This window comes from Paenibacillus sp. NRS-1782, assembly GCF_050467685.1.
In the GTDB taxonomy this organism is placed as follows: Bacteria; Bacillota; Bacilli; order Paenibacillales; family Paenibacillaceae; genus Paenibacillus; species Paenibacillus terrae_A.
The window spans coordinates 133,774-145,993 of sequence record NZ_JBITPH010000040.1 but is presented as its reverse complement, the minus strand read 5'-3'; the positions used below and the strand labels follow the sequence as shown (position 1 = coordinate 145,993).

The window sequence follows — 12,220 nt, the reverse complement described above, 5'->3', positions numbered from 1 at the left end:
GCGTAATGACTTCATTGCTACAAAACGGTACACAAACAGCGCCATCCCCATTCCTGGTTCCTTTGAATTTTGCACGTCTCCAACGCAAGTATACATACTCTGCTTATCAGGTAGAGTTAGAACCATTCATTTCGAAGCTTTTGCATCAGCAAACGTCGGCGGAAGAACAACATGCTTTGCTTCTGTCCGTGTATGCAGCATGGTTGTATCGTCTGTCCGCAGAAGAAGAAGTCTCCTGCTCTACTTTAGTGCCTCAATCTGGTGTACTCACGGCCTCGCTGACGATGGAAAAGAATACTACTTTCCATGAGCTGGCAGGCTTGTTTAAGGACATGCTCTATAAACCACATGCTTATCTGGCAGACCCGCAGGCTGATACCTCGTTCTCGGCAAATTTGCTGGCGGATGAAGGCGCAGAGCCTCGTATCATGGATTGGGCTGTCATCGAGAGCAACGGCACTTACCAAATCCAGATTCGGTATGATGATTCACTTCTTCTGGAAACAACGGTTGTCCGGTATGCAGAATACTTCGAATTACTCCTACGTGGCGCACTCACCAACAGCCATGCCCTTGTCAATTCGATTGACATCTTATCCGAAGCAGATCGGGCTGCTCATGAAGCCTTAAATAATACAGTTGTGAAGTATCCTGAGCATCAGACCATTCATGGAATGTTCGAGGAAGCCGCTTCGCAGTATCCTGATCGTCCGGCCATCGCTTCCCACGCCGGGGAATATACGTACCGCGAGCTTAATGAACGTGCCAATCAAGTCGCACGTGTGCTGTTGTCCAAAGGTCTTGCTAAGGGCGAATTCGTGACCATCTTCATGGAGCGAAGCCTGGAAACCGTCATTTCCCTGCTTGGTATTCTGAAAGCTGGGGGCGTATATGTACCTGTCGATCCAGCCCATCCAGCCGATCGGAGTAGCTACATCGTCGAAGACACGCGTTCTCCCTTCGTCCTTACCACTTCCGCGCTCGCTGGGCAAGCCGCTGAACTATGCGGCTCCATTGAGACGGTAAAAGAAATTCTGGCCATTAACGGGCCTCTGGCAGGCTATGCTGCCAGCAATCCTAACGTCAACGTAGGACCAGATGATCTCGCTTATGTGATCTATACATCCGGCTCGACAGGCAAGCCGAAAGGGGCCCTGATCGCTCACCGTGGCGTCGTTAACCTGGGGGCTGTCGTACAACGTGATTGCGACATTACACCTCAGGATGTCTTGACTCAATTCGCCACCTATAGTTTTGATGCATCCGTTTGGGATACGATTGGAGCCTTGTTCTACGGTGCCAAGCTGTACCTGCTGTCCTCCGAAGAACGCGTGTCTGTTGAAGAATTCGCAGAAGCCATTGCACGTACAGGCACGACGATCATCACTATCTTGCCAACCGTATTCTTTAATCAGCTGTCCACGTATTTGTCAGACGAGGGCTACCGTAAATTGGCTAAGGTACGTATTGTCACCGTGGCAGGCGAGGCGCTGTACGGCTCACAGGTTCGGGCGTTCCAAAGCAAATTCGGTACAGATACAGACATCGTTAACGTGTATGGACCGACCGAGTGCACTGTAGCGACCACGACCCACCGGGTTCGTGGTGCTGTGCCTGAGCACGTCGTCAACATCCCGATCGGCAAGCCGATCTACAACTACAAAGTCTATATCGTCAACGATGACAACAAGCTATGCCCGATTAACATTCCGGGAGAAGTATGCATTGCTACGCCGGCACTGGCTCATGGCTACCTCCATCAGCCGGAACGGACAGCACAATCGTTTGTGGACAACCCACTTGTTCCGGGTGAAAAAATGTACCGCTCAGGCGATATCGCCAAGCTGCTGCCAGACGGTACGATTGAATACGTAAGCCGGAAGGATTCACAGCTCAAAATCCGGGGCAACCGGATCGAAATCGGAGAGATTGAAGATCATTTCTCCAAGCATCCAGGCGTTCAGGACGTGTCTGTCGTAGCCGTCAAGGATCACACGGATCAAAATATGCTGGTCGGCTATTACACCACTTCGGATGGACAATCTATTCCGCAAGACGTGATTCAGTCTTATATTGCGGGCAAGCTGCCTTCCTATTTTGTACCGAGCCATGTCGTTCATCTGGAAGCTATGCCAATTTCACCGACTGGCAAGATTGATCGCAAGAAGCTGACCCTGCTTCCGCTTCCCGAGGCGCCGGACAGCGCCTACGGCGGGGAACCTCTTCGAGAAGGAACAGAAACGCTCATTGCTGAAGCATGGACACAGGTACTTGGCAAAACCAACATCGGCGCAACGGATGACTTCTTCCTGATCGGTGGCGATTCCCTTCGTGTCATTCATGTGCTGGCTATTTTAAAGCCACGTTATGGCGCGTTACGCATTGGAGACTTTTTCCGCTACAAAACCGTTCGCGAGCTTGCTGAATACGTGGAGCAACTGGGTACGGAACAAATGCCGCAACGCAAAGCACTAGCGATTCCACAAGAAAAAACAGACCTGAATGAGCATCCTATCGAGCTGTCAGGCACTGCGGGTGTAGCCGAATTACGCGACATGAATGTTGTTTTATTGACCGGGGCTACAGGTTATCTCGGTTCGCACATTCTGTACGACCTGCTTCAACGGACAGCAGCCAAAGTGTACGCGATGGTACGCCCATCTCAGGACGGACCATCTGGCATCGAGCGTATTCAGGCCGTACTGACAGGATATTTTGGGCAAGATATCTCTGCCCTGTTCCAAGGACGGGTCAAAGCTGTGTACGGTGATCTGGAGCAGGCAGACCTTGGCCTCTCTACCGTTGACCGCCATATGCTGGAGCATCAAATAGACGGCATTATTCACAGCGCCGCTGACGTTCGCCATTTTGGTGATTCGACTGCCTTTGACCGTACGAATGTAACCGGAACACTGGAGCTGTTGAAAATTGCTCAGGCCAAGCCAGGTGTATCCTTCCATCATGTCTCTACTATGGGCATACCGGAGGATCTGGCGAATGAAGGACAATGGGAATCTGCATTGGAACTGTCCTCCTTCCCGGACGAGCTACAGGTGGACAATCTGTATACAAACAGTAAGCTCGCTGCGGAAAAGCTGTTGTTCCAAGCGGCTCAGTCAGGCACGCCTGTCTCTATCTACCGTGCAGGTAATTTGACGGCCCATTCGGCTAACGGACGCTTCCAGCGCAATATCGACAGCAACGCTTACTATCGGATGATGAAAGCCATGCTGCTGCTGGGCAAAGCGCCACAGGCTGATTGGCATACGGACTTTACGCCGATTGACTATGCGAGCCGCGCCATTGTAGAGCTGTCTGTGCATCAAAAAAGCGCGAACCGTATTTTCCATATCTGCAATCCGAATCCGCTGCCATATGATGAGTTGATCGCTATGATCAACCAGCTTGGATATGCAGTAGATACGATGCCGTTTGACGATTATAGCGCTTGGCTGCTGAACCCCTCTTCCGGTATTCAGGAGGACGCGTTGCATCTTGCTATGGGTCAGCTGGAAGGTGATGGAGCCAAGGATTCCGCTTACCGATATGGCTGCCCTGTGACCGCCGCGCTACTGGAGCAGGCTGACGTGAAGTGCCCGCCAACCGATTTGGAATTTATTCGAAATATGATTCAGCATGCGGTTGAGATCGGTTATTTCCCTATCGCGTCATCGGTATCCGCAAAAGCAACACAGAGGTAACAAAGTTGTGATATTTTCCCCGCGTGTATTAGGTATGATAAACTAGATTTTGCTAGTTGATATGAGGTTTACATATCTATACTTTTAGAATTTTCTGCATGCGGGGGATGTCATTCATATGAAACACGTCATATTCAAAAGAACAATGCTTATTATGAGCATGTTAGCTATTTTAGGGATTTTAGTGTACGAAGCACGTACCATCTATCATACACCCCTTGTTAAAGGAACTCACCGTACACGCACAGCAAATGCAGATCGGCTGGTACGACACCTGTTCTCTTTAACACCCACGCCGGATAAAGTATATTACCAGAACAAGGTTATTGTCCTGATGTATCATGAAGTAACCAAAACTCCACCGGATTCCGGTGCTCTCAAGCTCAGCAATTTTACGAAGCAGCTGGATGAAATGAAAGCCAACGGCTTTCACTGGATTACGATGAAAGAATATACGGACTTTATTTTATATAAAGCCAAGGTGCCCGATAATGCTGTACTTATGACCTTCGACGACGGCTATGAATCTTTTTATACAGACACCTTTCCCGTGTTGAAAAAGTACCGTGTACCTGCAACCAATTTTCTCATCACATCCACGATCAGTAATCCCAAGCACATCGGTATTAAGAAGCTGACGTGGGAGCAAATCCGGCACATGCATGCCGAAGGTGTTGATTTCTACAATCACACCAATGATCAGCACGCGTATGGATACACAAATGTAGCACGCACCAAGGAAAAACCGCTTCTCATGGGCCCGGTATATTCGAAAAAGCTGGGGCGTATGGAAACCGAGGACGAATTCAAGCAACGGGTTTACAATGATTTGGACACCGCCGACAAGAAGCTGATCAAGCAGCTTCACAATGATCGCAACGTCCTGGCTTTTCCTTATGGAGGATATACCAAGGAAACGCTGGAAATTTGCCGCGCCTTGGGCATTGACGTTACCTTCACGGTGAAGCGTGGCATTAACTCACCTGGACAAACGAATGGCTATCGCGTTAATGCAGGTGGGATACACAATATTCCGGAAGTATTGGTGCAATACATGAAGGAAGGCGCTCCGGAACGACCGTTGCCGTTTGCCCAAGGTCCTAACAAAGCGTCCTAAACTTTGGAATAAAAAAGAACCTTTGAAACCATCTATATCGTGGTTTTGAAGGTTCTTTTGCTGATTTTGAAGATGATGAGCTTATGACTTGAGCCAGAGACGAATGGCTGCAATAACAGCCAGATGGACCGGATAAAAGCTGCGCCACAACCAGCGCGGTGCCCGGCTGTAGAAGCCACTTTCCCCGGATGCAAAGCATTCGATAAGAATGGTGGACAGCAGGCTAAAATGCTGGAGATTCGCGTGATGCACCATATCATACACCACATTCAGTGCAAAATGCGCCGCAACCATCGTATAGGAGCGGGTATAGCGGTAAATGAGGACGAGCAGCAGTCCATAAGCCCCGTAATCCATCAGGCTAAGCTCCATGACCAGAGCTGTCAGCACATATAAGCCTGTTATAGCCGCCCAATTCTTCAATCGCGACGCAGCAGCCAGCGTCAGCAGCGAGATCAACAGCGTCCAGACCACGTTTGGCCTATACACATCAAACGCCAGCATATAGGGCACCTGAGAAATCAGGGCAATTCCGAGCAAGCGGAGCATATAGCTTCGCATATTCCGAGTGTGGGCATACCCCATATACAGCGCATATGCATAGATTGGAAAAGCAAGCCTGCCGGCAATTCTCCAGGCCGGATCAGTCGGAAAAAATACAAGTCCAACATGATCAATCAGCATGGTCAGCATGGCCAACCAGTACATATAAGGCCCCCTTTTTTTCTTCTTTCACGTCTTCTCTTCCGTCAAGCTCAAAATAGCGTTCATGATATCCGTTTTGGTAACCCGACCCACCAATCCATTGGTTTGAATGAAGGAGGTCTCCATACACTGCTCGTCCATGACCGGAAGGCAATTGACCTGATGACGAACGAGCCTGGATATCGCCTCCAGCAGAGAATCGCCCGGAGTGAGTGTCGTCATTTGGGCGCGTCGTGTCATTGCCATCGTTACCGGAACGGCGTGAAGATCGGTATGCCCCAGCGTCACCTTTAGCAGATCCTTGCGAGTAACAATTCCGATCAGCTCCTGATCCTCTCCTGTGACCATCAACGTACCAGTATTTTGCTGAAATAACATCAGTACCGCATCGTAAGCCGTAGCGTCACCAGAAATTAAAATCGGATCACTGAGCACATCGGCCACGGTCAGCTTTTTGAGCATGGTGCCAACATGACTATCGTATTTAGGGTAACGGCCTGGCAGATATCCTACCTTTGGCTTGGCGTCTACCAGACCGAGCATGACGAGCAGCGCAAGATCGGAACGGAGGGTCGGTCGCGTCAGCCCCAACTCCTCAGCAATTTTATCCCCCGTAACAGGCGCCAGGCGCTGGACAATATCAACAATTTCACGCTGTCTTTCAGACAGTTGAATAATGATTACCTCCTTATAGAATGGGGTAGTATACATTATAGATGAGCATAGATCGGTAAATTTCCGCATTTTCCGACAATTCATCAAATTTTAATCAAAGACAGCTTGTTTTCAATTTTAAAATGTGTCACAATTGAGTATGTAATACATACTAATTATAAGTTTAACGTGTGCAATATGCTATCTTTAATTTAGCTGATGTACATGGTGTGTGATATGTATTATAAAATTTTAAAAAACCTGAGGAGGAAATCAAATGAAATTTTTCTTGGATACTGGTAACATTGAAGAAATCAAACGTATTGAACGTTTGGGTCTGGTTGATGGTGTAACAACGAACCCTTCGCTGATCGCTAAGGAAGGTCGGGTGTTCAAGGAAGTCATTCAGGAGATTTGCGGTATCGTTGAAGGTCCCGTGAGTGCTGAGGTCATTGGCTTGAAAGCCGAGGATATGCTCAAGGAAGCTTATGAGATTGCCAAATGGGCACCGAACGTTGTTATTAAGCTGCCTATGACTGAAGACGGTTTGTATGCTTGTAACGAACTGACCAAAAACGGGATTAAAACGAATGTAACGCTGATTTTCTCCGCGGCTCAAGGTTTGATGGCTGCCAAAGCTGGCGCTACTTTTATCAGCCCGTTCGTAGGACGTCTGGATGATATCGCTGTTGATGGTATGAAGCTGATTCGTGAACTGAGACAGATTTTGGACATTCATGGTCTGAAAGCCGAAATCATTGCAGCCTCCATTCGTAACATCAAGCATGTGGAAGATGCTGCTCTGTCTGGTGCGCATATTGCCACCATTCCTGGCTCCCTGCTCCCTTCCTTGTGGAAACACCCGCTGACTGACAGCGGTATTGAACGCTTCCTGAAGGACTGGGAAACTGTACCTAAAGCCTAATTCGCCCGAAACGGCAAACCTATATTGCTTTAAACCCGAACAGCCCGCATATTGCGGGCTGTTTTTTAGATTGGTGAACAACTTTTTTTGACAAGAAAACTTGTTTTACATATAATTGTTTTAACAATTAATTTACTGTTGAATTAATTTATGTACGGAAAACAGAAAGGAGCTACTCATGAATAACTTGCCCCCGGATTGCTCCATCGGTATGCTGCTCGGCATTACCCATCGCAAGATGAGCCAGCAGCTTATGCATCGCCTTAAACCTTATGATATTTCCCCTGAGCAATGGTCGGTTCTGTATCAAATCTACCAGGCAGAAGGTCTGAATCAGAAGGAAATTGCAGCTAAGGCGGTCAAGGACCAGCCAACTACGACCCGAATAATTGATTTGTTGGACAAAAAGGGTTGGGTGCAGCGTGTGAATAGCCCACAGGACCGTCGAGCTTATTTGCTTCATTTGACTGAAGCCGGTCGACAGCTCGTGGAGGAAACTCTTCCGGTTGAGCGCGGCGCCAACCACGATTTTGTGAATGGAATTTCCCCTGCTGATCTGGAGCAATTCCGTCAAACTCTTTTACAAGTCCACGCTAACCTGACTCAATCGGAAAAACAAGGAGAGAACGACTAACATGCAACAAGGCAAGCAGCCTCTTTGGACCAAGGAATTTATCGTTTTAACCGTATCTAATCTTTTTTTATTTCTGGAATTACAGATGATCGTATCTTCCATCCCTGCGTATGTTAAAAATACATTCCACGCCAGTTCCGTTCAGGTCAGCCTCGTCACTACGCTGTTCGCATTGAGCGCGATTGTGGCAAGGCTTTTTTCAGCCCGTATGCTGGAAAAAGGGCATCGCAATACCCTGATTTTCATCGGTCTGCTGTTCGGATTAGCGGGTACGCTCGGATACAGCGTTTCACCGACGATTACGGTGCTGCTTCTCATGCGTATGCTGTTTGGCATCGGCTTCGGTTTGAGCAGTACCGCCTTTCCGACCATGGCCTCGGATGTCATTCCCGCCAAGCGCCTTGGTGAAGGAATGGGATATTTCAGTCTGTCCACCAGCCTGGCGATGTCTATTGGCCCGACTATCGGTATTTCGATGCTGCAATACGGCAGCTTTAATCTGCTGGTATATACGACCTCAGCTGTCATTATCGTTATTTTCCCACTGGCCTACTGGCTGATTCGTACCCTGCCGAAAGGACATGTTGAGCCGCCGATGGTTCCTTTGGAAGAAGGACGAAAACCGACATTTAACCGCAAGCTCTGGATTCCCGCCTTGCTGAACATGCTCATGTCTATTACGTACGGCGGATTGCTCGGCTTTATGACGCTTTACGGGGATGAAGCAAATTTGTCGCACCCGGCCTATTTTTTCCTGTTTAATGCGTTGTCCGTCCTGATCGTACGTCCCTTCTCAGGCCGTATCTATGATAAAAAAGGAGCGAAAGCGCTACTCATCCCCGGTTCTCTGTTCCTGATCGGCGGTCTCATCCTGCTTTCCTACGCGCACAATGATGCCTTCATGTATCTGTCCGCCCTTTGCTATGGCATCGGTTTTGGCGTAATGCAGCCGACTTTGCAAACGTGGATGATTCAGGTCGTGTCGCCCAAGCAGCGGGGCATGGCAAACGGTATGTTTCTAAATTCCCTTGATTTCGGGGTCGCTGCCGGAGCGCTTATTCTTGGTATTATCGCCAAAGCCAGCGATTATGCGTGGATGTATCGCCTTTCCTCGCTGTTTATCGTATTGTTCCTGCTCATCTATATCATTCAGCTTGCTGTAGGTCGCAAGCCCAAAACGCGTGTCCCTGTCGAGGGGTAAAGCATATTTCAAAAAAAGCACCCAACACCATGGCTTCATGGAATCGGGTGCTTTTTGGTTTTAGATCGCTCTTATTTGGCCGGGGTTTTGCGTCTCAGCTTGGAAGAAAGCGGCTTTTTCCGGGATACGTCTGTCAGCCCCCCAGTGGAGTTCATATGTTCACTGGATTTTTCGTCTAAGGGTTCATCTTGCTTCGGTTTGACCGCAAACAGCATGAGCAGAGCCGCAATTCCGCCCACTCCGGCCATCACGCCAAAAAGCAAACCATGTCCACTGCTTCCGATCAGCAAGGATACAACCGGAGGACCTAGTGACACCCCGACAAAGCGCATACTGCTGTACAAGCTGGTAATCGTTCCGCGCTCCTCTTTTTCAATCCCTTTCGTAATCAGGGCATCCAAACAAGGCAGTGCCAGTCCAATTCCGGCTCCCCCCAATGTAAACAGTCCGATCACCGCATAAATATGTTGAAAAAATCCGAGAATGCCAAAGCTGATCGTCAACACTGCCAAACCGGAAAAACCGATCCATTTCATCCGTTTTTTGTGCTTGCCGATGATTTTTCCTCCGATATAAGAGCACAGACAGAGAGAAACCAACGGAATCGCCAGCACGAACCCTTTCCAGACCCCACGAAGGTTGTAACGACTTTCCAGTATGTCGGATAAGTAGAACAGGACGCCAAAAATGACAAACATACAAATGCCGCCCACGGCGAAAATCGCATATAGCCAGCGACCTTTTTCGTCAAGCACCTGCTTCACATTTCCCAGAAACTCTCGAAACATTATCGGTTGGTTCTTACGCTTGGGCGCATGAATCAGCCAAAGCACCAAAATGAGCGAAATCAGACAGAGGCCCGGAATCACTGCCAATGGCAAGAACCAAAGGACTGCGCCGAATGCCGCACCCAGAATTGGGCTTAGCACTTTACCGAATGTATTATAGGTCTCGACTACACCCAGGTTTTTGCTGGCTTCTTCCTCGTTCTCATACAAATCCCCCACGAGCGGAATGACAATGGGAAAAGCTCCCGCCGCTCCGACGCCCTGAAGCAACCGACCCCCAATAATGGTCAAGTACGCTGCCTGATCATGAAGCAGCCATGCCCCCACCGCAGAAATTCCCCCGCCAATCACCGTCAGGATCAAGCAGGGCACAATCACCGCCTTGCGACCAAATCGGTCGGAAAGATATCCCGCGATTGGAATCAGCAAAATGGCAACTACCGCATATACCGTAATTAACATGCTAATGCGAAAGGAGCTGACATGTAGCTTACGTCCGATTTCCGGCAAAACAGGAATCAGCATGGAATTGCCCAGCGTCATCATCAGCGGGATGGAACCTAATGCAAGCAGATTCCCTTTATTTTGTTGCATCCCGTTACCACCTTTGCAAAAGTAATAACACAGCTGTCCAAAATGGTTCAACAAGTGTTATTGTGTTTACATTAGTGTGGATTTATACAGCTACACCTTAAATCCTCCAACCCTTGCATTCAGCAATTTCGACATTTCTGCCAGCGTATGAATGGATGACGCGATTTCCTCCATGGAAGCCAGCTGCTCCTCAGCCGCTGCGCTGACGCTCTGGGTTCCGCCTGCGGACTGTTCCGCTACTTCGCGGATACGCTCCACGGCTCCCACCATTTGCCCCGATCCAGTGGACATCTGTTCCACAGACCGATTCACACTGTGAATCTGTTCGCTGACCTGCTGAATGGAGCTGCCAATCTGACGAAATGCCGTTTCGGCCGATTCCATGATCTTCACACCTGACTGCACTTCAACTGTTCCGGCTTGCATGGTTGATGCGACATTACCCACATGGTCCTGAATATGATGCACAAATTGTGTAATTTCCGCTGCTGAAACGGATACCTGTTCAGACAGTCTTCTTACCTCAGATGCTACGACAGCAAATCCTTTGCCCTGTTCTCCTGCTCTGGCGGCTTCAATCGACGCGTTAAGCGCCAGCATCCCTGTCTGCTTGGCAATGCCGGTAATGACAGAACCGATCATTCCGATCTGTTCAGCCTGTTCACTAAGCAGACGTACAGCACGAGCAGAGCTATCTACACTTTCGCTTACCTTTTCCATCTGCCTCATCGCCTGACCGATGGATTGCTCTCCTGCTTCTGCGTCCTTGGCAGCCGTATCCGACAGCTTGTACACCTGCTGGCTCGTCACCGCAATATGCTCCAGCCCATGAGCAAGCTCTTTTACTGCATCTGTGGTCTGTGTGATGTCATCGACCTGATACTCCATGCCAGTCGCTAGCTCTTCCATCACACCGGAAGTATGACGATTGGCCTGATTCATTTCTTCAGTGCTCAGGCTTACCCGCTCGGCGGTCACAGATATCGTACGGGCTGTATCCTGAGCATCCACAATAATATTGCGAAAGCCCGCGATCAGCTTGTTGTACGAGCTGGCAATCATGCCAATCTCGTCCTTGGTCGTAATATCGAGTTGACTACGCAAATCTCCGCCGCCCGCTGACATCTCCAGCAACTGTTCATTCATGTGGTACAACGGCCGGATGGAGCGAATCAAAATGATCGATTGTGCAATACTGTAAATGATAATAAGACAGCCCAGAATGCTCGTAATCCAGATCGTGTTGGTCATGGTTTGGTGGGCTTCTTGTACTTTCGCCGCTACCATGTCCTCCTGAGATTTAACGAACGCCATCATTTTCACATCAAGCTGTTTCCGTAAAACCCGTTCATTTTCATATATATCGAGTAAATCCGAAAACGGGGGAAACGTATCGATCGTACTCCGGTAACCCGCTGTATTCAATAATCCATGGACGCGGTTGAAATAGGAATTGATTCCCATTTTCAAATCATCCATCGTTCTCTTCGTATCTCCTGCATTCAGATCGAGCAAAGCTTCCGTTTGCTGAAGCAGCTTCACAATTTCGCTCTGCTTGCTTTCAATCCCTTTTCCATATTGTTCATCCCGAGTTAGCAAGTATCCTCGCTCGTCATTAGATATCCCGTTTAATAAAAACTGAAGAGACTTTGAATTATATACAATAGTCTCTTCACGATTCACAATATCCTTGTATTTATTCTCATTTTGTACGCTCAGAATGTAGTTTGTCAGCAGCATAGCTGCAATTACACTCGGAATAAGCAGCGCACTAATAATCATTTTAGCCTTAATCGTTAAATTCATGAATCGGTCCCCCAGTTATGTCTGAATATAATGTCAACTTACTATATATCGTTTAATTCGGTGAAGTTTTTGAACGAAACAAGAAAAGTGTATAG

At 48.5% G+C, this 12,220-nt stretch carries 9 protein-coding genes; 5 read left to right on the top strand and 4 right to left on the bottom strand.

The window, feature by feature from the left end:
* Positions 1-5: 5 nt before the first annotated feature.
* Both ACIFQM_RS15370 and ACIFQM_RS15365 read left to right on the top strand, forming a co-directional pair.
* Positions 6-3,701, top strand: a complete 3,696-nt coding sequence (locus ACIFQM_RS15370) for an amino acid adenylation domain-containing protein (protein WP_430040382.1) — start codon at positions 6-8, stop codon at positions 3,699-3,701.
* 118 nt (positions 3,702-3,819) lie between these two features.
* Positions 3,820-4,818: a polysaccharide deacetylase family protein gene (locus tag ACIFQM_RS15365; RefSeq protein ID WP_430040384.1), complete on the top strand. Its 999-nt coding sequence runs from the start codon at positions 3,820-3,822 to the stop codon at positions 4,816-4,818.
* Positions 4,819-4,899: 81 nt separating this feature from the next.
* Here the strand turns inward: ACIFQM_RS15365 and ACIFQM_RS15360 are convergent, their stop codons facing one another.
* Both ACIFQM_RS15360 and ACIFQM_RS15355 read right to left on the bottom strand, forming a co-directional pair.
* Positions 4,900-5,526: a TraX family protein gene (locus ACIFQM_RS15360; protein ID WP_430040386.1), complete on the bottom strand. Its 627-nt coding sequence runs from the start codon at positions 5,524-5,526 to the stop codon at positions 4,900-4,902.
* 24 nt (positions 5,527-5,550) lie between these two features.
* Positions 5,551-6,267 carry a CBS domain-containing protein gene (locus tag ACIFQM_RS15355; protein WP_430040388.1) on the bottom strand — a complete coding sequence of 239 codons (717 nt, stop codon included), beginning with the start codon at positions 6,265-6,267 and terminating at the stop codon, positions 5,551-5,553.
* 187 nt (positions 6,268-6,454) lie between these two features.
* On the opposite strand from ACIFQM_RS15355, the gene fsa reads away from it, so the two are divergent.
* The 3 genes from fsa (at position 6,455) to ACIFQM_RS15340 (ending at position 8,937) form a co-directional block, all read left to right on the top strand.
* Complete coding sequence (gene fsa / locus ACIFQM_RS15350; protein WP_044646942.1) at positions 6,455-7,102, top strand: fructose-6-phosphate aldolase; 648 nt, start codon at positions 6,455-6,457, stop codon at positions 7,100-7,102.
* Positions 7,103-7,280: 178 nt separating this feature from the next.
* Positions 7,281-7,736 (top strand): MarR family winged helix-turn-helix transcriptional regulator, encoded by a 456-nt coding sequence (locus tag ACIFQM_RS15345; RefSeq protein WP_430040390.1) that lies wholly within the window; start codon positions 7,281-7,283, stop codon positions 7,734-7,736.
* Position 7,737: 1 nt separating this feature from the next.
* Positions 7,738-8,937 carry an MFS transporter gene (locus ACIFQM_RS15340; protein WP_430040392.1) on the top strand — a complete coding sequence of 400 codons (1,200 nt, stop codon included), beginning with the start codon at positions 7,738-7,740 and terminating at the stop codon, positions 8,935-8,937.
* A 71-nt stretch (positions 8,938-9,008) separates the two neighbouring features.
* On the opposite strand, the gene ACIFQM_RS15335 is transcribed toward ACIFQM_RS15340, so the two are convergent.
* Positions 9,009-10,319 carry an MFS transporter gene (locus tag ACIFQM_RS15335; RefSeq protein WP_430040394.1) on the bottom strand — a complete coding sequence of 437 codons (1,311 nt, stop codon included), beginning with the start codon at positions 10,317-10,319 and terminating at the stop codon, positions 9,009-9,011.
* 90 nt (positions 10,320-10,409) lie between these two features.
* Positions 10,410-12,125 carry a methyl-accepting chemotaxis protein gene (locus ACIFQM_RS15330; protein ID WP_430040396.1) on the bottom strand — a complete coding sequence of 572 codons (1,716 nt, stop codon included), beginning with the start codon at positions 12,123-12,125 and terminating at the stop codon, positions 10,410-10,412.
* Between the last annotated feature and the right edge of the window lie 95 nt (positions 12,126-12,220).

Bases quoted from the DNA above. Each gene is read 5' to 3' on its own strand.
- ACIFQM_RS15365 (WP_430040384.1), top strand. From the start codon at position 3,820: ATGAAACACGTCATATTCAAAAGAACAATGCTTATTATGAGCATGTTA.
- ACIFQM_RS15340 (WP_430040392.1), top strand. From the start codon at position 7,738: ATGCAACAAGGCAAGCAGCCTCTTTGGACCAAGGAATTTATCGTTTTA.
- ACIFQM_RS15355 (WP_430040388.1), bottom strand. From the start codon at position 6,267: ATGCGGAAATTTACCGATCTATGCTCATCTATAATGTATACTACCCCA.
- ACIFQM_RS15335 (WP_430040394.1), bottom strand. From the start codon at position 10,319: ATGCAACAAAATAAAGGGAATCTGCTTGCATTAGGTTCCATCCCGCTG.
- ACIFQM_RS15330 (WP_430040396.1), bottom strand. From the start codon at position 12,125: ATGAATTTAACGATTAAGGCTAAAATGATTATTAGTGCGCTGCTTATT.
- fsa (WP_044646942.1), top strand. From the start codon at position 6,455: ATGAAATTTTTCTTGGATACTGGTAACATTGAAGAAATCAAACGTATT.
- ACIFQM_RS15370 (WP_430040382.1), top strand. From the start codon at position 6: ATGACTTCATTGCTACAAAACGGTACACAAACAGCGCCATCCCCATTC.
- ACIFQM_RS15360 (WP_430040386.1), bottom strand. From the start codon at position 5,526: ATGTACTGGTTGGCCATGCTGACCATGCTGATTGATCATGTTGGACTT.
- ACIFQM_RS15345 (WP_430040390.1), top strand. From the start codon at position 7,281: ATGAATAACTTGCCCCCGGATTGCTCCATCGGTATGCTGCTCGGCATT.